The organism is Flavobacterium weaverense, assembly GCF_003688495.1.
GTDB lineage: Bacteria > Bacteroidota > Bacteroidia > Flavobacteriales > Flavobacteriaceae > Flavobacterium > Flavobacterium weaverense.
Genome location: NZ_REFH01000009.1, coordinates 102,778 through 124,559 on the forward strand (window position 1 = coordinate 102,778; position 21,782 = coordinate 124,559).

Sequence of the window (21,782 nt, forward strand, 5' to 3'; positions counted from 1 at the left end):
AAAATGAATTTTCAAAATACAAAAAAGCAATAATAGACTTTGCAAACTTTGCGAAACCATTGTAAATTTTGCGGTTAAACTTTAACAAATGAATAAAATATACAATCCAAAACCAGATACTTGGTCCTCAATATTAGAGCGTCCTACAAAAACTGTCGATGATATCGAGGCGACTGTAAAAGAAATTTTTAAAGAAGTTCAAAAAAAGGGTGATAGCGCTGTTGCAAAATATACATCGCTTTTTGACGGAGCAATTCTTCCAAATATCGAAGTGACCAAGCAAGAAATTGATGAGGCAGTTCTTTCTGTACCTTCTGACTTAAAAGAAGCGATCCAATTAGCAAAGTCGAATATTAAGAAATTCCACACTGCGCAAATAACAGCACAAGTAAATGTAGAAACTGTAGAAGGTGTTAATTGCTGGCAAGAAAAAAGACCAATTCAAAAAATAGGTTTATATATTCCTGGCGGAACTGCACCACTATTTTCGACTGTTCTAATGCTTGCTGTTCCAGCTAAAATCGCTGGATGTAATGAAATTGTTCTTTGTTCACCACCCGATAAAAATGGGAAAATAAATCCTGCCATATTATATGCAGCAAATTTATGTGGCGTAACTAAAGTATTGAAAGTAGGAGGAATTCAGGCGATTGCTGGACTAACTTTTGGTACAGAAACAATTCCGAAAGTCTATAAAATTTTCGGACCTGGAAATCAATATGTAACTGTAGCAAAACAACTAGCAACTCAATTTGGTGTCGCAATCGATATGCCTGCTGGACCATCTGAGCTATTAATTGTTGCTGATGATACTGCAATTCCAGCTTTTGTAGCTTCAGATTTATTGTCTCAAGCGGAACATGGGGCAGATAGCCAAGTAATTTTAGTATCGACTTCAAAAAAATTAATCGATGCTGTTGAATTAGAAATTCAAATCCAACTCGATGTTCTACCAAGAAAAGAAATCGCAGAAAAAGCTATAGCAAATTCAAAATTAATATTTGTTGAAAATGACAAAATTGCTTTAGAATTAATTAATGAGTACGGACCAGAACATTTTATTATCTGTTCAGAGTTTGACGACTTTTATTGCAATGGAATCTACAACGCAGGATCTGTATTTATAGGAAACTATACTCCGGAAAGTGCGGGAGATTATGCTTCAGGAACAAATCACACTTTGCCAACAAACGGTTATGCTAAGAATTACAGTGGCGTCAACTTAGATAGTTTTACTAAAGCGATGACTTTCCAAAAAATTTCGAAAAAGGGACTACAAAATATAGGAAAAGCAATTGAAATCATGGCTGAAGCTGAAGGATTACAAGCACACAAAAATGCAGTTACACTACGATTAAAAGCGATTGAAAATGAAAAATAATTTTAATATCAATGATTTAATTCGGGAAAATGTAAAAGTTTTAAAACCCTATTCTTCTGCACGTGATGAATTTGAAGACTTTGATACAGCCAATATGGTTTTTCTAGATGCAAATGAAAATCCATTTGAAAATGGTGTTAACCGCTATCCTGACCCACAGCAAATGAGTGTAAAGGGGATTTTGGCCAAACAGCGTAATGTAAAAACATCACAAATTTTATTAGGTAATGGAAGTGACGAAGTTTTAGATTTACTATTTAGAGCTTTCTGCGAACCAAAAGTAGACAACGTAATTACTTTGCCACCAACATACGGGATGTACGGAGTTTTAGCTAATATCAATGCCGTTGAAAATAAAGAAGTTCTATTGTCAAATGATTTTCAGCCACAAATTGAAAAAATTATGGCAGCTATAACGGATGCAACTAAAATGATATTTTTGTGTTCGCCAAATAATCCAACAGGAAACACTTTTTCTGATGAAAGTATTGTATATCTCCTTCAGAATTTTAAAGGATTAGTAGTAATTGACGAAGCTTATATTGACTTTTCACAAAAGGAAAGTTGGATCAATGAATTGGATGAATATCCTAATTTAGTTATTACACAAACCTTGTCAAAAGCCTATGGATTAGCAGGTATTAGATTAGGAATTTGTTATGGTTCAAGTGAGGTGATTTCAGTTTTAAATAAAATAAAACCACCGTACAATGTAAATGAATTGAGTCAGAAACGAGCATTATCTCGTTTAGATGATTCGAACCAAATAGGAAAGGAAATCGCCTCAATTATAACACAAAGAGAAGCATTACTTAAAGTTTTACTTGATATTAACTTTGTGGAAAAAATTTATCCAACAGAAGCGAATTTTATTTTAATTAAAGTTGATGATGCTAATAAAAGATATGCTGATTTGATTGCAAAAGGAATTGTTATTCGCAATAGGACTACACAGGCCTTATGTGAAAACACATTACGTTTAACGGTTGGAACTGAAGAAGAAAATAGAAAATTAATAGCTGCTTTAAAAGAAATTTAAATACTTTTCTCCCTTTTTGAATTATAAAAAAAGTGGGTTGGTTGTAAAAAAATATAAAATGAAAAAAATACTTTTTATAGATCGTGATGGAACGATGGTTTTAGAACCAAACGATTATCAATTAGACAGTTTTGAAAAACTAGAATTTTATCCATTTGCATTTCAATATTTGGGTAAAATAGCTCAAGAACTAGATTTTGAATTGGTGATGGTCACAAACCAAGATGGTTTAGGAACTGATTCGCATCCAGAAGCTAACTTTTGGCCCGTACATAATCTATTAATGAAAGCTTTTGAAAATGAAGGGGTTGTTTTTAGCGATGTGTTGATTGATAAAACATTTCCACATGAAAATGTTCCAACACGTAAGCCAGGACTTGGAATGTTGACTAAATACATTAACAATCCAGAATATGACTTAGAAAATTCATTTGTTATCGGTGACAGAATTACTGATGTTGAACTAGCAAAGAATTTAGGTTCGAAAGCAATCTTCATAAATACGGATGAAGCTCTAGGAAGCGGTGAGATTGCTTCTAAAAGAGAAGAATTAGATTCTGTAATTGCATTGCAAACTACGGATTGGAAAACAATCTATGAATTTCTGAAATTAGAAGAACGTTCAGCGTCAATTGAAAGAAAGACAAATGAAACCGATATTTTTATAAAATTAAACCTTGATGGAACTGGAAAAAGCAAAATCGAAACTGGAATAGCTTTTTTCGATCACATGTTGGACCAAATTGCACGTCACGGACAAATGGATTTAGAAATTCTTGTAAAAGGGGATTTGGAAGTTGACGAACACCATACTATTGAAGATACTGCAATTGCGTTGGGAGAAGTCTTTGCAAAAGCGTTAGGAAATAAGTTAGGGATTGAGCGTTATGGTTTTTGTTTGCCAATGGATGATTGTTTAGCCCAAGTAGCTATTGACTTTGGTGGAAGAAACTGGTTAGTTTGGGAAACGGAATTTAAACGTGAGATGGTGGGAAAAATGCCAACAGAAATGTTTTTACACTTTTTCAAATCATTCTCAGATGGGGCAAAAGCTAACATTAACATCAAAGCAGAAGGAATTAATGAGCATCACAAAATTGAAGCTATTTTTAAGGCTTTTGCCAAAGCGATAAAAGTAGCTGTAAAACGCGATACCGAAAAAATGATTTTGCCAAGTACAAAAGGCATGTTGTAAATACTTGTCCTGCAAGGTTTTTTTTAACCTTGTAGGTATTCATAACTAAACCTACAAGGTTTTAAAAACCTTGCAGGAGTAAAAGAAGAAGAATGAAAATAGTTATCATAGATTACGGAGCAGGAAATATACAAAGCATTATGTTTGCTATCGAAAGATTAGGATATAAAGCTGTTTTGAGCAGTAATTCAGAAGAAATAAAAGCGGCAGACAAAGTAATTTTTCCAGGAGTTGGCGAAGCAAGTTCCGCAATGAAAATGCTTGTAGAAAGCGGTTTAGACACTTTAATTCCGACACTAAAACAACCTGTTTTAGGAATATGTTTAGGAATGCAGCTAATGTGTAAATCATCAGAAGAAGGCGATACCAAAGGTTTAGGTATTTTTAATGTTGACGTTGTTAAATTTTCAAATAAAGTGAAAGTGCCACAAATGGGTTGGAACCAAATCTACAATTTGAGTTCACCTTTATTTAGTGGAATAACTGACAATGAGTATATGTATTTAGTTCATAGTTTTTATGCACCACTTTGCAACGAAGCCATTGCTACAACAAATTATGAAGTAGAATATGCTTCCGCTTTACAAAAAGACAATTTTTACGGAACGCAATTTCACCCCGAGAAAAGCGGTGATGTGGGAGAACAAATTTTATCTAATTTCTTAAAAATGTAACTTTAAGACTTTAGACTTTCAAACTTTAAGACTATTAATAAATGAGAATAATACCAGCAATAGATATTATAGACGGAAAATGTGTTCGTTTATCTAAAGGTGACTACAATACCAAAATTATATACAACGAAAATCCGCTAGAAGTAGCAAAAGAGTTTGAAGCGCACGGCATTGAATATCTACATTTAGTAGATTTAGATGGTGCTAAATCAAGCCAAATTGTCAATTATAAAATATTAGAGCAGATTGCAAGTAAAACAAAATTAAAAATTGATTTTGGTGGTGGATTGAAATCGGATGCCGATTTGAAAATTGCATTTGAAAGTGGCGCAAACCAGATTACTGGCGGAAGTATCGCTGTAAAAAACAGAGCTATTTTTGAAAAATGGATTGCTGAATACGGAGCTGACAAAATCATTTTAGGAGCGGACGCAAACAATGAAAAAGTTGCAGTTTCTGGCTGGTTAGAGGAATCTGATGAAGATTTAGTTCCTTTCATTCAAGGGTATCAAGAAAAAGGAATTCAGTACGTTATTTGCACTGATATTGCTAAAGACGGAATGCTCGAGGGACCAAGTTTTGATTTATACGCTAAAATTTTGGCGGAAGCCAAAGGAATAAAATTAATCGCCTCTGGAGGAATTTCTACTTTTGATGAATTACCCAAACTAGCTGAACTAGGGTGTGAAGGAACAATCATTGGAAAAGCAATCTACGAGGGTAGGATTTCAATGAAACAGTTAGAAAACTACATTTTAAATAAATAGATTATTTCGCAAAGCCACGCAAAGAAAACACAAAGATTCACTAAGAATTTTGTGTACTTCTGCGTTAACTTTGTGATTCTCTGTGAAACAAAACAAATATGTTAACAAAAAGAATAATCCCCTGCTTAGATATTAAAAACGGAAGAACCGTAAAAGGTGTAAATTTTGTAGATTTACGAGATGCTGGAGATCCTGTTGAATTAGCTAAAATTTATTCGGACGAAGGTGCAGATGAATTAGTGTTTTTAGATATCTCGGCGACTGAAGAGCGAAGAAAAACATTAGTTGATTTAGTTCGTAAAGTAGCTTCGACGATTAATATTCCTTTTACCGTTGGAGGTGGAATATCTTCTGTTGAAGATGTTGAAGTATTACTGCAAAATGGAGCTGACAAAGTTTCTATCAATTCCTCAGCAGTAAAAAATCCGCAATTAATCAACGATTTAGCACAAAAATTTGGAAGTCAATGTGTTGTTGTCGCCATTGATGCTAAACAAATTGATGGAGAATGGGTCGTGCATTTAGTTGGTGGAAAAGTGCCGACAGAGTGGAGCTTATTTGATTGGGCAAAAGAAGTGGAACAGCGTGGTGCAGGAGAAATCTTATTTACTTCGATGGATAACGACGGAACTAAAAATGGTTTTGCAAATGAGGCTTTAGCTAAATTATCTGAACTAGTAAATATTCCAATCATTGCCTCGGGCGGCGCTGGAACTATTCAACATTTTGTTGACGCCTTTAAAGATGGAAAAGCGGATGCAGCATTAGCAGCAAGTGTTTTTCACTTTAAAGAAATTGAAATAAAAACGCTGAAAAACGAACTTAAAAATAACAACATAGAGGTCAGAATTTAGTCTTTAACACTAAGAATCGTGACTTAACAACTTTAGACTTAAAAAATGAACATAGATTTTTCAAAAAATACAGACGGATTAATTCCTGCAATTATTCAGGATAGCGAAACTAAAAATGTTTTGATGTTGGGTTACATGAATGCAGAAGCTTATCAAAAAACTGTCGCAACAAATAAAGTAACATTTTACAGTAGGAGTAAACAGAGACTTTGGGCAAAAGGTGAAGAAAGTGGAAACTTTTTAAATTTGGTCGAAATTAAAAATGACTGCGATAACGACACCCTATTAATCCAAGTTAAACCAGAAGGACCAACTTGCCATAAAGGAACCGATACGTGTTGGGCTGAAGAAAATAAAACAGATTATGGATTTATCTCTACGCTAGAAAACACTATCACGACTCGTAGAGAAAATGCAGATTCTGAAAAAAGCTACGTTGCATCATTGTTTAAATTAGGAATGAACAAGATTGCTCAAAAAGTAGGTGAGGAAGCAATTGAAGTTGTTATTGAAGCAAAGGATGACAATGATGATTTGTTTTTAAGTGAAAGTGCCGACTTACTTTTTCATTACCTGATTTTACTGCAAGCTAAAGGATTTAAGCTAAATGATGTAGTCGACGTATTAAAAAGTCGTCAGAAGTAAAAAGATAATAAAATAGATTGATTGAAAGACCCAATAGTAAAATGATTTACTGTTGGGTCTTCTTTTTTCTTTTATTTCAATAAACAATCTATTATATTTACTATTTAGATAAAAGTGTAGAACAAAATGCAAGTGATGAATTCAGAAAATAATGCTGCTGTAGCAGAAGAGGAAAATAAAGACAGTAATACAAGTTTATATATCATTCTAAAAACTGATGAAGAGGACGCTCGACCAGTTTACATTTCCGGTAATTTTAATAGTTGGCGCACGCAGGATAAGGAATTTATGATGGAAAAAATAGGATCTAATTCCTATCACTACAAGTTTCCACATGAATTTAATTATCCAGTTGAGCTTTTATATAAATTTACAAAAGGAGATTGGAGTGAAGTAGAAATTGATAGCGAAGGTAATCGTACAGAAAACCGTTCCACAACAATGCATACTGGCGTTAAAGAAGAACATGTGGCACGATGGAGAAAAAACTGGCTTCCTTTTAAGCAATCTTTTTTACCACAAGTGCAATTGATTTCAGATGAGTTTGAAATCCCACAACTTAACAAAACAAGGAAAATATGGGCTTTATTGCCTCATGACTATGACAATTCTGGAGAAAGCTATCCTGTAATGTATTTACAAGATGCGCAAAATCTATTTAATGAAGCGGCAGAATTTGGAAATTGGGAAATTGATAAAAAATTGGCAGTAATGTCAGAGTACAAAATTGGAAAAATAATCGTTATTGCAGTTGAGCATGCCGAGGAAGATAGAATTAAAGAATATAATGTAGGTAAAACGGTCCTTGGAAAAGGACAAGGAAAAAAATATATTCGTTTTGTAACTGATACGTTAAAACCATTTGTTGACCAGCATTTTCGAACAAAACCTGAACGTGAGTTTACTGGAATTGGTGGAAGCTCTTTAGGAGGATTAATAAGCATCTTTAGTGGCTTGAGAAATCCTGAAGTGTACGGAAAATTAATGATTTTCTCACCTTCACTTTGGGTAGTTCCAGAGTTAAAAATCGATTCTAAAAGCGAAGATCTAGAGGATACTAAAATTTATCTCTACGCTGGTGGCGATGAAAGTAAAACTATGATCCAACATATTACAAAATTTCAAAACGATTTAGTATCAAATCATTTTGTTGCTGATAAATCAAATATTAATTTAAGTATAAATAGAGAAGGAAAACATACCGAAACGTTCTGGAGTGATGAGTTCCCCAAGGCGATTGAATGGCTATTTTTTCAAACAAAGTAGGAAGTTAAAACTTTTTAAGTTTTGATTTCCAAACAAAAATTAAACAAAAAACAATGACAATAAATACAGTTCAAAACCTAGATAATTTTTCAGGAATAGTTTTAATTCCAGTTTTCGAAACATACGATAAAAATATAATTCCAATTTCATTTAATGAAGTTGAAGTTTCGTCCAAGCTTTTCTTTGGCAAAAAAGACACACATTATCTAACCGAAAAAAATGATACTACTTATCTGTTTATTGGATTAGGAAAGTCAATTGATTACAAATCTTTCAAGAATATTTTTCGTCGTATTTCAGCTAAACAAAAAGAGCACTTTAGTACAAGTGTTGCATTAGTTATACCAGAGGGATTCGAGGATAATCAAGTTGAAGCCTCTATATCTGGTTTACTTTTAGGAACTTATAATTTAGGACATTTTAAATCAGATAAGAAAGAACATCCTTTTTTAGAGCAAGATTTCACGCTAAACTTGGTTACAACTAATAACCATTTGGCCGCAGCCGAAAAAGCTTTAAAAATTGCAAAAGCACAGCTGAACATTTTTGATTTAGTTGACTTACCACCTAACAAAGTCACTCCAAAATACTTAGCGACATGGTCAAAAGATGCCGGTGAAAAATATGGATTTGAAGTAACAGTTTTAGGATTTGAAGATTCAAAAATTGCTGGTTTAGGTGCATTTTTAGCAGTTGGGAAAGGAAGTGAAAACGAACCTCAGTTTATTATAATGGAGTATACTCCAAAGTTTCCTGCAGCTTCAATGAAACACATTGGATTAGTTGGAAAAGGAATCACATTTGATACAGGAGGCCTTAACATTAAAACCGCAGGAATGCTTCATATGAAGTGTGATATGGCAGGTGGTGGAGCTGTTCTAGGAGCAATGCAGCTAATAGCGGACTTACAATTACCAGTAAAAGTAACTGCAATCGTCCCGTGTGCTGAAAATTCAGTCGATGCGAAATCCTTTTTACCAAGCGACGTAATTACAAGTTACAGCGGGAATTCAATTGAAATTATTGATACAGACGCTGAAGGAAGACTTGTATTAGCTGATGGTTTATCCTATATGATAAAGAATTTTAAGCCAGATTATATGATTGATATTGCAACACTTACAGGAAGTAGTATTGGAACTTTTGGTACAGAATGTGGTGCATTATTTACTAATAACACGGAAATGTCAACTAAGTTGCAGGACACTGGAGATGCAATTGGTGAACGTTTATGGCCATTACCGCTATGGGATGTTTACAAACAAGATATCGAAAGTGATATTGCAGATGTTAAAAATTACAGTGGCAAACCAGTTGCTGGGGCGATTAGCGCGGCAAAATTTTTAGAATATTTTACACAAGAGCATACTGCTTGGGCACATTTGGATGTAGCAGGTGTGACTTTTGGCGATGACGAATTTGCTAAAAGTAAACATGCCACTGCGTTTGGTGTTCATTTATTAACTAAATTCATTGAAAATTTATAAACTATGGAAAACGCTAAAACCTTTCTTTGCATTTCAAATTATTTCAAGGGTGCCGATTTTTTGATTCAATTAAAAAAATTAGGTAACAAAGTTTATTTGGTAACTAGTGACAAACTTAAAGACGAAGCGTGGCCACATCAATATATTGATGAGATTTTTTACATGGAAGGTCGAGATGTAGATTGGAATTTGGAGCATCTATTGCTGGGAGTTGGTAATTTCATGAAATCAACCAACGTTGATGCTATTGTTGCACTCGATGATTATGACGTTGAGAAAGCGACTTATCTTAGAGAAAATCTCCGTATTGGAGGAATGGGACAAACAACAGGACGTTATTTTAGAGACAAACTTGCTATGCGTATGCGTGCTAAGAGCTGCGGAATTCCTATACCCGCATTTTGTTCGTTATTCAATGATCATGACATTGATACTTTTGCAGATACTGTAGCAGCGCCGTGGGTTTTTAAACCACGTTCTGAAGCTTCAGCAAATGGAATTATAAAAGTCTACGACAAAGAAAGCTTATGGATTAAGATTAATGAATTGGGAAATAATAGATTTAAATATTTATTAGAGCAATTTAAGCCAGGCGATGTGTATCACTGTGATAGTTTAATATCAGAAGGTAAAGTTATCTTTAGTCTGACTTCAAAATATTTATCGACACCTATGGACGTTTCTCATAATGGAGGTGTTTTTCGTTCGATGAACATAAAATATGGTTCAGAGGACGATAAAGCGATTAAAAAAATGAACGAGATGGTGATGAAAGGCTTTGGATTGAAACATGGAGCCGCACACACAGAGTTTATAAAAAGCAATGAAAATGGCCAAATCTATTTTCTAGAAACATCTTCTAGAGTAGGAGGAGCTCATATTGCAGAAATGGTAACGGAAGCGTCGAATATCAATTTGTGGAAAGAATGGGCAGCGATCGAAGACTCATTAGTTAAGGAAACAAAATATACTCTGCCTAAGGCGAAAAAAGGATATGCAGGAATTGCAATTACTTTATCAAAAATTCAGCATCCTGATTTATCATCGTTTTCTGATCCTGAAGTATGTTTCAAAGTTCCTTTAGCATACCACGCAGGATTAGTAGTAAAATCAGATAAGCAAGAGCGAGTTCAAACGCTATTAGATGATTATGGTGCGCGTTTAGAGTCTGAATTTACTGCTGTTATAGAGCAAGAAAAAGTAAATAATTTACATTAATTTATTTTAACAAATATAATTAGCGACTAATTTCATTGAATTAGTCGCTTTTTTATTTAGTGCTATTTCTTCTTACCTCATGTAATTTCCTATCTTCGTGTTTTAATAAAATTATCCTTCTTTTATATATCTATTTTCATGAAAAAACTGCTCTATCTCTTTATTCTAATTGCTTTTGTAAGTTGTAAAATTAACTACCAAAAGGAAGTTACTAAAATAAAAAACAAGGATTCCGTTTTCACCATCGCGTTTGGATCATGCGATAATCAAGTAATTAAAAATGAACTTTGGCCATATATCGATAAGAATAATCCTTCTGTTTGGATTTGGGGTGGTGATAATGTTTACTCTGATACGGAAGACATGACAGTGCTTGAAAATAACTACAAAATTCAAAAGCAAGATTCGGAATACCTTTCCTTTATCAAAAATAAAATTGTATTAGGGACTTGGGATGATCATGATTACGGAGCAAACGACGCGGGAGTAGAATATTCTTTTAAAAGACAAAGCCAACAATTACTTCTTAATTTCTTAGATACTCCAACTAATGCTGTAGAGCGCACTAGAGATGGTGTGTACAATTCAAAAACAATCCAATTTAATAAAAACAAAGTAAAAGTTATCGTTCTAGATTCTAGATTCTTTAGAACAGCTTTGACGAAAGCAAAAGGTGCTAAAAAACGTTTTCAACCTAACGTTTATGGCGAAGGTACGATGTTAGGAACAGAACAGTGGAAGTGGCTTGAAAATGAATTAAACACTTCAGATGCACAATTTAATGTCATTGTAAGCAGTGTTCAATTTTTATCAAATAAACATGGTTTTGAAGCATGGGCTAATTTTCCTCACGAAGTAGATAAGCTTGAAAAATTGATTATTTCTTCGAAAGCGAAAGGAACATTTATAATATCTGGTGATCGTCATATTGCTACTTTTTCTTCTAAAAATGTGGATGGATTAGCATATCCTTTAGTTGATTTTACTTCCAGTGGATTAACTCATACATATACTTCTTTTTCTGGTGAAGAAAATCCTTTTGTAAAAGGCGAAGTGGTGAAAGATATTAACTTTGGTTTACTGCAATTTGATTTTAAAAATAACTCAGTACTAATGCAGATTCGAGGAAAAGAAAATAAAATCTTAGGCGAGTTTACTCAAAAATATCCTTCGAATTAAAATCAAAGCAAGCTTACCTCGAGTATCAAAATGTACTTTCGAACAAAATAGATTAAATATGAAAAAACAGTTAGGAATTATTTTTTTCTCTTTACTTGCATTTAATGGAGTAAGTGCGCAAGGATTGTTAACCGCAAAAGAGAATACTTTTACAAGACAAGACACGTTAAGAGGAAGTATAACAAAGGAAAGGGAATGGTGGGATGTAAAAAAATATCACCTTGATATAAAAGTTAATCCTGTAGATAGCACTATTACAGGTTCAAATACTATTGGTTATAAAGTTCTTACAGAGTATAATTTAATGCAAATTGATTTACAAACTCCAATGGAGATTTATAAAGTAATTCAAGATGGAAAAGAATTAAAATATAAAAGAGAAGGGAATGCTTTTTTTATCGAATTAGTGGCAGCACAGAAAGTTGGTGCCATCAAAGAATTGATCGTTTTTTATGGTGGTAAACCAAAAGTAGCCATAAATCCGCCTTGGGATGGGGGAATTACATGGAGAAAAGATAGCAGTGGAAAATCATTTATTGGTTCTTCTTGCCAAGGATTAGGTGCTAGCGTGTGGTGGCCAAATAAAGATCATATGTATGATGAAGTGGATAATATGTTGATTAGTATTAATGCTCCCAAAGATTTAATGGCAGTTTCAAATGGTCGTTTACAAAGTGTAAAACAGATGAAAGACGGAACAAAAACGTACAATTGGTACGTTTCAAACCCAATCAACAATTATGGAGTAAATATTAATATTGGAGATTATGTATCTTTCTCTGAGAAGTTCAAAGGTGAAAAAGGAAATTTAGATTGCACGTATTATGTATTAAGAGAGAATTTGGCTAAAGCCAAAAAGCAGTTCAAAGATGCGCCTAGAATGTTAAAGGCATTCGAACATTGGTTTGGACCTTATCCTTTTTATGAAGATAGTTACAAGCTCGTTGAAGCGCCTTATTTAGGAATGGAGCATCAAAGCTCAGTGACTTACGGCAACGGATTTGAAAACGGTTATTTAGGTAGAGATTTGAGTGGTACGGGTTGGGGACTCAAATTTGATTTTATAATAATACATGAATCAGGGCATGAGTGGTTTGCTAATAATATTACATATAAAGATATTGCTGACATGTGGATTCATGAGAGTTTTACAAATTATTCAGAGAGCTTATTTGTAGAATACTATTACGGAAAGCAAGCTGGATATGAATATGTAAAAGGACTTAGGAAAAGTATAAATAATGATATACCTATTATCGGTAAATATGATGTAAACAACGAAGGTTCAGCTGATATGTATTATAAAGGTTCGAATGTTTTACATACTTTGCGACAAATTGTAAATAATGATGAGAAATGGAGAGCAATTTTAAGAGGTTTAAATAGCACTTTTTACCATCAAACAGTTACAACTAAACAAATTGAAGACTATATTAGTAAAGAAGTTGGAATGGACTTAAATCCCTTTTTTAATCAGTATTTGCGAGATACTAGAATTCCAACATTAGAATACTTTTTCAAGAATAATGCTTTAGGTTATCGTTGGACTAATAGCGTAATGGGATTCAATATGCCGATAAAAGTAATGTTAAATGGTAAAGAGCAACTTTTAAAGCCAACTAGTGATTGGTCTACTTTAGCTGCTGTTAGCAGTCAGCCTAGCTTAACTGTCGATAGTAATTTTTATGTGGCACGCATTAATATTACGGACTAAATTAATTTTCATTATATAAAAAAAGACAAATTGAGCGATTTGTCTTTTTTTGTACAATATATTTTAGCGGTCAAATAATCCTAAAGTACCGCCAACCCAATCCTTATCTTTATTAAACTTTACTCCAATCATTTCGCCTCGACTCAATCGAACTAAGTTGCAAAGTAGAGTAGGAGCTTTATCTTCTTTTTTCCAAGCGCAAAGGATACGAACTTCTACCTTAACTTTTCCATCAGGAGATTGTACTATTGGCTTATAATGTACTTTTTTCTGTAAAATGTAAAGATCCTTATCTACAATACCTTCAATATCTCCCTTTTTCACATGGAAAATGACTCCAGTTCCTGAAAATGAGAATAGCGGTTTTAAAACGTAATTTTCCAAATCTTCAGGGATTTCTTTTAGTTCACTTAATAATGTGGTTTCAATAAAATATTTTCCTTTTAAAAAAGGCAATATAAATTTACTAATTCGAAAGAACCAATTAGGATGTCCAGCCCATTCCACATCTAAATCATCTGAAAAGCTAAAGTCCATTTTCAAATCAGTTCTTAAATCTAATTCGTCAAAAATAACTCTATTATAGATTCGCTTTACTAAAATTTCTTCACCTTCATTATTATTGTAATAAAGCTGTTTTCCTTTCTTTGTTAATTCAGTTACACAAACTACAGGAATTCCAATATCTTTATTGCAATAATAAAAATCGATTTTAGTATTTTGTTTCTCTGGTTCAATTTCGAGAAGAATAACATTTTCCTTTGGATGATTATTGCAAATAACCTCTTCAATTATATCGTGATATTCTTCTGCAGAAATTCCATTGATAAAAGGAGTAAGCTCTTCTAGAAAAGGATAATGGTTTTTAAATTTTTCGTATAAATTGATTTGGTAATTATACAAAGAAGGAAATCCTTGCACTTCAATTAATTTAGACAAAACTTGTCCATCTTCCTCACATATTCCGAAATCAATGGCTAGAAAAGAAGTGTGTTTATCTTCATTCGGAACTTTACGGTTGAGTTCTAATGATTTATTTGTTAACTCTTTAAAGTCATCTCGTTGAATGAAAGATATAACTTCGTTACAACCTTCAATAAGCTGCTCCTTGAGTTCATTCGAGATAAAAAAAGGAGTTTCACCTAACCTAAAAGTCGGCAGATAATTAAAATCGGAAGCAATATCATTTTTAAAATCTAGATATTTTTGTTCTGAGAATTGAGTGTTAAATAACTCCCGATATTTTGTAATCATATTTAAATAACTTTATTAATTAGATAACATTTTCTTTGTTTTCATTAAATCGTTAATCGCAGTTCTGAGAAAATTTGGAATCAAGGTTTCGTTAGTTTTATATATCTTGTCATCATCCATAAGATCTTCAAGCATATTTCTAAACTTCTTTTTTCCCTTCATGTTCTTAATTTTTTCCTTAGCTTCTTTGTTTCTCAAGTGAGCAACAAAGCTAATTGGATCTGCTTCTGGATGAAACTGTGTTCCCACAAAATAATCTGTAAAACGAACTGCCATAATTGCGCGTTCGTACTGTACATGATCACGAATTTTTTCTAGAGAAATAATCTTAGCTCCCTTTTTAGCAAAAACACTTAATTTTGGCTGTACTACTTGATAGTCTCTAGAATCAATTCCGTAAAATGGATTTGCTAAACCTTCAAATAGTGAATCTACAGCACCTTCTTTGGTTTTATGAATCGTCATTACGCCAAAAGAAGTATCGTTTCGTTTCGTTACTGTCGCTAAACCAAAATGAAGACAAGCCATTTGGAACGAATGACAAATAAACAGCACATGCTTCTTTACGGTATTTTCAATGTTCCACTTGCTAAGTAGATCTATGAAATCATAATATTTTTTGTCCCAATTGCCATCTCCAATAAGCGGATTTCCAGGACCACCGGTCGAAATATAAATATCAAACTTCTCAATATTTGGCAATTCACATTTTACTCGAACATCAAATATTTCAAAAGCAACGACTGGACTAAATCTATTGATGACATCAATTATACAACGCATTCCTTGATTAGGTTCACCGTTGTACATATCTAAAATAGCAATTTTTATAATTTTATTAGGCATAAAAAAGTTTTAAAGGGAAAAACGCAAAGTTACTTCATTATTCTATAATCCCTTGGTAAATTCACTAGTTATAAAATCTACAACCTTAGAAAGATCATTCGTTTCTTGAAAAATAGCAAGCTGTTTATCAGCTCCAGTTCCTTCATTTAAAATTTTATGCACAAAATTGATCTCTTCACGACTTCCTAATTCATCGACTACATCATCAATGAATTCAAGTAGTTCGAGAATTAATCCTTTTGTCTCTACTTCTTTTTGTAAACCAAAATCAATCATGCTATTATCAATTCCGTAACGAGCGGCACGAAATTTATTCTCTTTTATTAATGCTAGCCTATAAATATTAAAACTAGTATTATTCATATTTAACTTATAGAGTTTAGCTACAATTGCTTGAATAATTGCTACGATGCAAATGGTTTCATCCACGGTCAAACACATATCGCAAATTCTAAATTCGATTGTATTGTAAAAAGGGTGCAGACGTAAATCCCACCATATCTTTTTTGGATTATCAATGCAATTAGTTTTTACCAATGTGTCTAAATAATTTTGATACGAAGCAACGGAATCAAAATATTCAGGTAAACCCGTTCGAGGAAATTTATCAAAAACTTTAGTTCTAAAGGATTTGTAACCCGTTTGTCTTCCTTCCCAGAAAGGAGAGTTTGTTGATAATGCGAATATATGTGGCAGAAAATATGTCGCCTGATTCATTAATTGCAAACCAATTTCTCGATTTTCAATCCCCACGTGACAATGCATTCCAAAAATTAAATTTGATCTTGCCGCGTCTTGCAGTTCATTTACAATATCGTGATAGCGAGGATCGTCAGTAATAGGTTGGTCTTGCCACTTAGAAAATGGATGAGTTCCAGCACCACCAACAATCAAATCCTGCTTATCAGCAAGTTCGACAATTTTTGATCTTAAAAACCGAATCTCATTCCTAGCATCATTAACATTATTACAAATATTTGTGCCCACTTCAACCACAGATTGATGCATTTCAGCTTTTACCTGCTCATTTAAAATGATTTTTGCACCATCTACAATTTTAGACAAATGCGAGCGCAAATCTCTAGTAATAGGATCTATAATTTGATATTCCTCTTCTACACCAAGTGTGAAAATTGGTAATTTTTTCATTACATTATTTTTTTTAGGAGCTGTATTCCGCTACGCGATTTAAAATTTACACTTCATTCCGCAATTAAGGAAAAATGAAGTGCAAATATTTTTCTCGAAAAATAGGGACAATCGGAAATAGTTGATTTTTAAATCCACACTATTTATTTTCCTGCAGCATCCTTGATGAATGTTCCCCAAGTCAAATTCATTTTACCTGGTTTTTGTTTTTTTGCAGCGGCAATTGCCATTTTTGCAGCTTCCTCAACTACCCATTCGAAATTCTCTTCACCCACAGAAGATAACTCCGCGTCTGGCGCCGGATTACCAAAATCTATAGCGTAAGGAATTCCATCGCGCACCGCAAATTCCACAGTATTGAAATCATAACCTAATCCTTTGCAAAGTCTAAGTGTATAATCTTTTATTGTGGCTAATAATTTTTTATCAGTTGGTGGTCCGTCAATTACATATCGTAAATGATGTGGATTTCTTGGTTCGTACTGCATAATTTTAACCGCTTTATTGCCTAAGCAATACACTCTAAAATATTCAGTAAAAACAATTTCTTCTTGCAACATCATCACCAGTTGCCCAGTTTCTTGATGCTTTTCCCAAAATTCTTCTTTATTTTCAAGACGGTAAACATTTTTCCATCCGCCACCAGCATACGGTTTCATATACGCTGGAAATCCGATGTAATCAAATATTCCCTCCCAATCCATTGGATATTTTAAGTTTCGAAAAGACTTACCAGTAGTATCTGTAGGATGTTCTGCAGATGGTAAAATTACGGTGTTAGGAAGTGGTACGCCAAGAGTGTCCGCTAAAGCATTATTAAAAAACTTGTCGTCAGCACTCCACCAGAATGGATTATTAATCACATTGGTTCCAGTAAGTGCAGCATTCTTTAGATACGCACGATAGAAGGGAACGTCTTGCGAAATTCTATCAATAATTACAGCATATTCGCCGCCTTTATTTTGAACTACTTTATCTATACTAACTGCTTCTGCAATTATTCCTTTTTCATTTTTTGAATTTACTCGGTCTATAAATGCTTGCGGAAAGGTATCTTCCATTCCAAATAAAATCCCTATTTTTTTCGATTCCATACTTTTATATTTTTAAAAAAATTTAATTCTTGATAGATAATGTGGAAACATTTCTTTCCAAACTGGCCAATCATGCTTTTGATCTTGACGAATATCTAACCAATGATGAATATTCTTATCACTTAATACTTTGCTCATTTTTAAGTTGGCATCTAGACAAATATCCCAATTAGAAGTTCCTAATACAATATCCATATTCCAAAGTTCGTGATCATTTAATCCGTACAGATAATCTTCTGGGCTGTTATAAAATACATCATCATTATGGAAACCATCCATGAAAGTGTTAATTTGGAAAGCACCACTCATTGAAAATAGATGACTTACATAACCAGGATGTCTAAAAGCAAAGTTTGCTGCGTGATAACCGCCAAAGCTGCATCCTGCAACAGCAATTTTTCCAGAAGGAGTATTATTTTTAACACGTTCAACGATCTCGTGACAAATCATTTTGTCGTATTTGACGTGATTTTCAATGCGATGGACAGGATGTATTTTCTTATTGTAGAAACTATTTTTGTCAATACTATCAGGGCAGTAAATCTGTATTAAACCTTGTTCGATATACCATCTTGCTGATTCAATCAAACCCATATCTTTATTTTCGTGATAGGATCCCATAGAAGTTGGGAATAAAACAACAGGATATCCTGAATGTCCAAAAACCAGCATTTCAATATCGGTATTTAAATTTGGGGAGTACCATTTAAAATATTCTTCCTTCATAAAATTTAGTTTTAACAATTATAATGAAAATAACGGTGCAAAGAGCATATAATACTAAGGTAAGTCTAAATTTATTATATAGAAGATTAAGATTATTAAATGGTATTTGAAATGCAAAAAATCGACCTGTAAAGGCCGATTTTTTAAAGTATGAATAATAAAAATGCTGAATTTAACATTCTACGAACTTTTTAGAAACCTTTTTTCTTTCCAATTGATCTCGAATTTCTTTGTTTGTTCTAAAAACTGCTGTTAACGAAGATAAAGTGTGCTGCATACAGAGAAATGGTGCTGTTAATTATCAAAAAGCTGTATTTGGCTTTTTAATCTTTCAGCAAGCATACTCATCATTCTTTTATTAATATTTGAATCATTTTCTGCATAAATAGAATATTCATCAGTAGTGAATAAACCGATTACGGCGCCTCGAAGCGTGTTTCTAAATTTGACATCTTTTTGAAGTGCATTATCAATGACAGCTAATTTTGCTTCCATAGTTTTAGCTGTAAATTCAACTTTATTTTTTTCAATGTACGAATTGAATGCAGCAATAAATAAATCGTTTTGAAGTTTTAAAATCGGGCGTAAGACTTCATTTTGGAATGATTCCTCAGAACTAGAGTCGGTTGTTACCGATCCAATTGCTTGTCCTCTAAATTCTAGTAAAAATGTATCGCGTGTGTTCATGTTTTTTCTTTAAAATTAAAAAAAAATAAATAGAGAAAATACTTTTTTAGTAATCTTTAAGAAAAAAAATCCGATTTACTCCTGCAAAAAAGAGCTTTGAAATCTTTATGTTTTATGATAGTGAGATTAAATAACCGATAGAAGATGGAACAACTAAACGTCACAAATGAAAAATTGCGCAAAGAGCAACCAATTAACTGGAGCACTTTACGCAATTAAAATGTAATAACTATTTCTGCTTTGTTTCGAATAATAGACAAGAATTTACTTCGAATCAAAATTATTCTCAGATGGTAACTCAAAAATCTCCAAATCAAAATAACCTACAGATGCTATAATATGATCAAAGATATCTGACATTAAAAATTCATAATTTTCAAATCGCTTATCCTGTGAAAACGCATAAACTTCAAGAGGAACGCCGTGCGAAGTTGATTGCAATTGACGGCAAAGCATCAACATATCTTTGTTAACGCCAGGATAATTATGTAAATATTCGGTGATGTATTTTCGAAACAAACCTAAATTGGTCATATTCCTACCGTTGATAGGCAAGGTTTTGTCAATGCTATTCTCACTATTGAATTCGTCAATTTCTAATTTTCTAGAATCGATATAGTCAGATATTAGATGAATTTTCTTCAAACTACTCAACTCTTCTGCTTCTAGAAACCGAATACTTGATGCTTTAATTAAAATGTGCCTTTTAATTCTTCGACCTTCGGAATTAAGCATTCCGCGCCAGTTTTGGAACGAGTCTGAACTCAAACTATACGTTGGTATTGTCGTTGTGGTGTTATCAAAATTTCGAACCTTAACCGTAGCTAAATTGATTTCGATAACATCTCCATCAGCGCCAAAGCGATCCATTGTAATCCAGTCACCGATGCGCACCATATCATTAATAGACACTTGTACGCTTGAAACAAACCCTAAAATAGTATCTCTAAAAATTAAAATAATAACAGCAGAAACAGCTCCTAAAATAGTTAAAAGTTCTTTCTGATTTATTTCGAATAATGTGGAGAAAATTACCGCAATCCCCACAGCCCAAAGCACAATCATAATTACTTGTATGAAACTGTCTATAGGTTTATCGCTGTAGCGCGGCTTTAATTTTAAGTAATCTCGTAGAGCGTTAAATACAGTCCTAATGATCCATAAGATCAGCAAGACGATGTAAATTCCAACAAACTTTCCAAAAACGCCTTCCCAGTATTCGTAGCGATCTAGGATTATTGGAACTGATTTGTAAATAAATAGAAATGGTATTAAATGCGCTATGTATTTAGCTGTTTTATTGGTCACCAATAAATCATCAAATTTAGTTTTAGTCTTTTGGGCGATAAGCACCATAATGGTGACTAAAATTAATCGGAACACTACGTAAATTGCATACGCCAAGACGCATAAAACTACAATATTGATGAATAAGCTGATGTAAGAAGCAAAACCGCTTCCCAATCCCATTTTTTTAAAAAATGGATATACTAGATGAAATAACTTTTCTAGATAGTTATGCATTTTTCAAGTATTTTCTCTCGATGTAAAAAGTTCCTAGTGGAACTAATGAAGCAAATTGAATTAAAAGAAAAGTTTTGAAATCCCATTTTTGCGATTTTTTTAGTAAAATTGCTAATAAAACGTATCCGATAAAAAGTACACCGTGACTCATTCCTATAGGATAAAGTAAGGTTTTGTAAAGATCCATATTGTTGGGTTTAACCAGCAACATATTTGCAAATAAAACCAAATAAGAAATTCCCTCTAGAATCGCTGTAATCTTAAAAATCTTAAGCATTTTTTGTTTTTTAGTAATAATCGACAAAAATAAGTATTAACATTGATTTTTAGGGTATTGATTCCTAAAGTAATTTACTTTTGTACTCTTAAACTTTGATAATGAGCAAGCGCGATTTAAAAAAATATTTGGCTGAATTGAATAAAGAACAATTAGAAGAACAAATCATCGAATTGTACGAGAAATTCAGTCCTGTGAAAGTGTATTATAACTTTGTTTTTAACCCAAAGGAAGAATCATTACTGCAGGAATGCAAACTCAAAATTTCACATGAATATTTTCCCATTAAGAAATCGGGTAGGCGTAGCAAACCAAAAATGAGACGCTCTGTCGCACAGAAATACATCAAACACTTTATCGTTTTAGGAGTGGATCCTTTTGTAATTGCTGATGTCATGCTTTACAATGTAGAAATTGCACAAACATTCTCATCAGAAAATGCGGTAAAGCAAGATTTGTTTTTTAAAAGTATGTTCAACTCCTTTGAGCAAGCGGTAATTTTTTTAATTGCAAATGGAATATTGTCGGAATTCAAAGCGAGAATTTTAGCGATTCACAATCAGACAATTGTCCAAAAATGGTATAACGAACCAGAATTCAACGCGATCATCGAGCGATTTGAATATTAAATCAAGTATTTTTCATACAAATTTGCTCTTAATAATACTTAGAAATGTAAAAATAGAAGGCGGATGGAATAATTATGAAGATCCAGATCGATGATTTTTAAACAAGTTATTTCTTACCATTTATTATCCGTTATTTTAAAAATGCTAATAAAATAGGCGTTTTTTACTCTTCCCTTA

21 protein-coding genes are annotated in these 21,782 nt (G+C 33.0%); 13 read left to right on the forward strand and 8 right to left on the reverse strand.

Annotated elements, in window-relative coordinates; all coding sequences use genetic code 11:
- The first annotated feature begins 88 nt into the window (after window positions 1–88).
- The 12 genes from hisD (at window position 89) to BC961_RS07240 (ending at window position 13,419) form a co-directional block, all read left to right on the forward strand.
- Window positions 89–1,381, forward strand: coding sequence for a histidinol dehydrogenase (gene hisD / locus BC961_RS07185; RefSeq protein ID WP_121925194.1), 1,293 nt, complete (start codon window positions 89–91; stop codon window positions 1,379–1,381).
- Window positions 1,371–2,420, forward strand: a complete 1,050-nt coding sequence (gene hisC, locus BC961_RS07190) for a histidinol-phosphate transaminase (protein WP_121925195.1) — start codon at window positions 1,371–1,373, stop codon at window positions 2,418–2,420. The genes hisD and hisC overlap by 11 nt, the downstream gene beginning before the upstream one ends.
- A 58-nt stretch (window positions 2,421–2,478) precedes the next feature.
- A complete protein-coding gene (hisB, locus tag BC961_RS07195) occupies window positions 2,479–3,615 on the forward strand; it encodes a bifunctional histidinol-phosphatase/imidazoleglycerol-phosphate dehydratase HisB (protein ID WP_121925669.1) in 1,137 nt (378 codons plus the stop codon).
- A 92-nt stretch (window positions 3,616–3,707) separates the two neighbouring features.
- Window positions 3,708–4,289 (forward strand): imidazole glycerol phosphate synthase subunit HisH, encoded by a 582-nt coding sequence (gene hisH / locus BC961_RS07200; RefSeq protein ID WP_121925196.1) that lies wholly within the window; start codon window positions 3,708–3,710, stop codon window positions 4,287–4,289.
- Between the two features lie 41 nt (window positions 4,290–4,330).
- The gene (gene hisA / locus BC961_RS07205) at window positions 4,331–5,056 is read left to right on the forward strand and encodes a 1-(5-phosphoribosyl)-5-[(5-phosphoribosylamino)methylideneamino]imidazole-4-carboxamide isomerase (protein ID WP_121925197.1); all 726 of its coding nucleotides are present in this window, start codon (window positions 4,331–4,333) and stop codon (window positions 5,054–5,056) included.
- Window positions 5,057–5,154: 98 nt separating this feature from the next.
- The gene (hisF, locus tag BC961_RS07210) at window positions 5,155–5,910 is read left to right on the forward strand and encodes an imidazole glycerol phosphate synthase subunit HisF (RefSeq protein ID WP_121925198.1); all 756 of its coding nucleotides are present in this window, start codon (window positions 5,155–5,157) and stop codon (window positions 5,908–5,910) included.
- Between the two features lie 45 nt (window positions 5,911–5,955).
- Window positions 5,956–6,555 carry a bifunctional phosphoribosyl-AMP cyclohydrolase/phosphoribosyl-ATP diphosphatase HisIE gene (gene hisIE / locus BC961_RS07215; protein ID WP_121925199.1) on the forward strand — a complete coding sequence of 200 codons (600 nt, stop codon included), beginning with the start codon at window positions 5,956–5,958 and terminating at the stop codon, window positions 6,553–6,555.
- 135 nt (window positions 6,556–6,690) lie between these two features.
- Window positions 6,691–7,821 (forward strand): alpha/beta hydrolase, encoded by a 1,131-nt coding sequence (locus BC961_RS07220; protein ID WP_121925670.1) that lies wholly within the window; start codon window positions 6,691–6,693, stop codon window positions 7,819–7,821.
- A 53-nt stretch (window positions 7,822–7,874) separates the two neighbouring features.
- Window positions 7,875–9,308 carry a leucyl aminopeptidase family protein gene (locus BC961_RS07225; protein WP_121925200.1) on the forward strand — a complete coding sequence of 478 codons (1,434 nt, stop codon included), beginning with the start codon at window positions 7,875–7,877 and terminating at the stop codon, window positions 9,306–9,308.
- A 3-nt stretch (window positions 9,309–9,311) separates the two neighbouring features.
- On the forward strand, window positions 9,312–10,526 hold the full coding sequence (locus tag BC961_RS07230) for an ATP-grasp domain-containing protein (protein ID WP_121925201.1): 1,215 nt from the start codon (window positions 9,312–9,314) through the stop codon (window positions 10,524–10,526).
- 138 nt (window positions 10,527–10,664) lie between these two features.
- Window positions 10,665–11,705, forward strand: a complete 1,041-nt coding sequence (locus BC961_RS07235) for an alkaline phosphatase D family protein (RefSeq protein ID WP_121925202.1) — start codon at window positions 10,665–10,667, stop codon at window positions 11,703–11,705.
- A gap of 58 nt (window positions 11,706–11,763) precedes the next feature.
- Complete coding sequence (locus BC961_RS07240; protein ID WP_121925203.1) at window positions 11,764–13,419, forward strand: M1 family metallopeptidase; 1,656 nt, start codon at window positions 11,764–11,766, stop codon at window positions 13,417–13,419.
- A 63-nt stretch (window positions 13,420–13,482) separates the two neighbouring features.
- Here BC961_RS07240 and BC961_RS07245 read toward each other — a convergent pair whose 3' ends face one another.
- The 8 genes from BC961_RS07245 to BC961_RS07280 all read right to left on the reverse strand — a co-directional run bounded on the left by BC961_RS07245 (window position 13,483) and on the right by BC961_RS07280 (window position 20,976).
- Window positions 13,483–14,673: a hypothetical protein gene (locus tag BC961_RS07245; protein WP_121925204.1), complete on the reverse strand. Its 1,191-nt coding sequence runs from the start codon at window positions 14,671–14,673 to the stop codon at window positions 13,483–13,485.
- A gap of 15 nt (window positions 14,674–14,688) precedes the next feature.
- On the reverse strand, window positions 14,689–15,519 hold the full coding sequence (locus BC961_RS07250) for a type 1 glutamine amidotransferase (protein ID WP_121925205.1): 831 nt from the start codon (window positions 15,517–15,519) through the stop codon (window positions 14,689–14,691).
- A gap of 42 nt (window positions 15,520–15,561) precedes the next feature.
- Entirely contained in the window at window positions 15,562–16,668 is a 1,107-nt protein-coding gene (locus BC961_RS07255) for a carboxylate-amine ligase (protein ID WP_121925206.1), read from the reverse strand.
- Between the two features lie 143 nt (window positions 16,669–16,811).
- Window positions 16,812–17,762 (reverse strand): ATP-grasp domain-containing protein, encoded by a 951-nt coding sequence (locus tag BC961_RS07260; protein WP_121925207.1) that lies wholly within the window; start codon window positions 17,760–17,762, stop codon window positions 16,812–16,814.
- Between the two features lie 12 nt (window positions 17,763–17,774).
- A complete protein-coding gene (locus BC961_RS07265; protein WP_121925208.1) occupies window positions 17,775–18,488 on the reverse strand; it encodes an esterase family protein in 714 nt (237 codons plus the stop codon).
- Between the two features lie 294 nt (window positions 18,489–18,782).
- Entirely contained in the window at window positions 18,783–19,175 is a 393-nt protein-coding gene (locus tag BC961_RS07270) for a glyoxalase (RefSeq protein ID WP_121925209.1), read from the reverse strand.
- A 264-nt stretch (window positions 19,176–19,439) separates the two neighbouring features.
- On the reverse strand, window positions 19,440–20,699 hold the full coding sequence (locus tag BC961_RS07275; RefSeq protein WP_121925210.1) for a mechanosensitive ion channel family protein: 1,260 nt from the start codon (window positions 20,697–20,699) through the stop codon (window positions 19,440–19,442).
- A complete protein-coding gene (locus BC961_RS07280; RefSeq protein WP_121925211.1) occupies window positions 20,692–20,976 on the reverse strand; it encodes a DUF3817 domain-containing protein in 285 nt (94 codons plus the stop codon). The genes BC961_RS07275 and BC961_RS07280 overlap by 8 nt, the downstream gene beginning before the upstream one ends.
- A 101-nt stretch (window positions 20,977–21,077) precedes the next feature.
- Between BC961_RS07280 and BC961_RS07285 the strand changes: the two genes are divergently transcribed.
- Window positions 21,078–21,605 carry a DUF6155 family protein gene (locus tag BC961_RS07285; protein ID WP_121925212.1) on the forward strand — a complete coding sequence of 176 codons (528 nt, stop codon included), beginning with the start codon at window positions 21,078–21,080 and terminating at the stop codon, window positions 21,603–21,605.
- Window positions 21,606–21,782 lie beyond the last annotated feature (177 nt).

Excerpts from the sequence above, each read along its gene's own strand:
- BC961_RS07240 (WP_121925203.1), top strand. The coding sequence starts at position 11,764 with ATGAAAAAACAGTTAGGAATTATTTTTTTCTCTTTACTTGCATTTAAT.
- hisC (WP_121925195.1), top strand. The coding sequence starts at position 1,371 with ATGAAAAATAATTTTAATATCAATGATTTAATTCGGGAAAATGTAAAA.
- BC961_RS07265 (WP_121925208.1), bottom strand. The coding sequence starts at position 18,488 with ATGAAGGAAGAATATTTTAAATGGTACTCCCCAAATTTAAATACCGAT.
- hisH (WP_121925196.1), top strand. The coding sequence starts at position 3,708 with ATGAAAATAGTTATCATAGATTACGGAGCAGGAAATATACAAAGCATT.
- BC961_RS07285 (WP_121925212.1), top strand. The coding sequence starts at position 21,078 with ATGAGCAAGCGCGATTTAAAAAAATATTTGGCTGAATTGAATAAAGAA.
- BC961_RS07250 (WP_121925205.1), bottom strand. The coding sequence starts at position 15,519 with ATGCCTAATAAAATTATAAAAATTGCTATTTTAGATATGTACAACGGT.
- BC961_RS07280 (WP_121925211.1), bottom strand. The coding sequence starts at position 20,976 with ATGCTTAAGATTTTTAAGATTACAGCGATTCTAGAGGGAATTTCTTAT.
- hisB (WP_121925669.1), top strand. The coding sequence starts at position 2,479 with ATGAAAAAAATACTTTTTATAGATCGTGATGGAACGATGGTTTTAGAA.
- BC961_RS07260 (WP_121925207.1), bottom strand. The coding sequence starts at position 17,762 with ATGGAATCGAAAAAAATAGGGATTTTATTTGGAATGGAAGATACCTTT.
- BC961_RS07270 (WP_121925209.1), bottom strand. The coding sequence starts at position 19,175 with ATGAACACACGCGATACATTTTTACTAGAATTTAGAGGACAAGCAATT.
- hisD (WP_121925194.1), top strand. The coding sequence starts at position 89 with ATGAATAAAATATACAATCCAAAACCAGATACTTGGTCCTCAATATTA.
- hisA (WP_121925197.1), top strand. The coding sequence starts at position 4,331 with ATGAGAATAATACCAGCAATAGATATTATAGACGGAAAATGTGTTCGT.
- hisF (WP_121925198.1), top strand. The coding sequence starts at position 5,155 with ATGTTAACAAAAAGAATAATCCCCTGCTTAGATATTAAAAACGGAAGA.
- BC961_RS07255 (WP_121925206.1), bottom strand. The coding sequence starts at position 16,668 with ATGAAAAAATTACCAATTTTCACACTTGGTGTAGAAGAGGAATATCAA.
- BC961_RS07230 (WP_121925201.1), top strand. The coding sequence starts at position 9,312 with ATGGAAAACGCTAAAACCTTTCTTTGCATTTCAAATTATTTCAAGGGT.
- hisIE (WP_121925199.1), top strand. The coding sequence starts at position 5,956 with ATGAACATAGATTTTTCAAAAAATACAGACGGATTAATTCCTGCAATT.
- BC961_RS07220 (WP_121925670.1), top strand. The coding sequence starts at position 6,691 with ATGAATTCAGAAAATAATGCTGCTGTAGCAGAAGAGGAAAATAAAGAC.
- BC961_RS07225 (WP_121925200.1), top strand. The coding sequence starts at position 7,875 with ATGACAATAAATACAGTTCAAAACCTAGATAATTTTTCAGGAATAGTT.
- BC961_RS07245 (WP_121925204.1), bottom strand. The coding sequence starts at position 14,673 with ATGATTACAAAATATCGGGAGTTATTTAACACTCAATTCTCAGAACAA.
- BC961_RS07275 (WP_121925210.1), bottom strand. The coding sequence starts at position 20,699 with ATGCATAACTATCTAGAAAAGTTATTTCATCTAGTATATCCATTTTTT.
- BC961_RS07235 (WP_121925202.1), top strand. The coding sequence starts at position 10,665 with ATGAAAAAACTGCTCTATCTCTTTATTCTAATTGCTTTTGTAAGTTGT.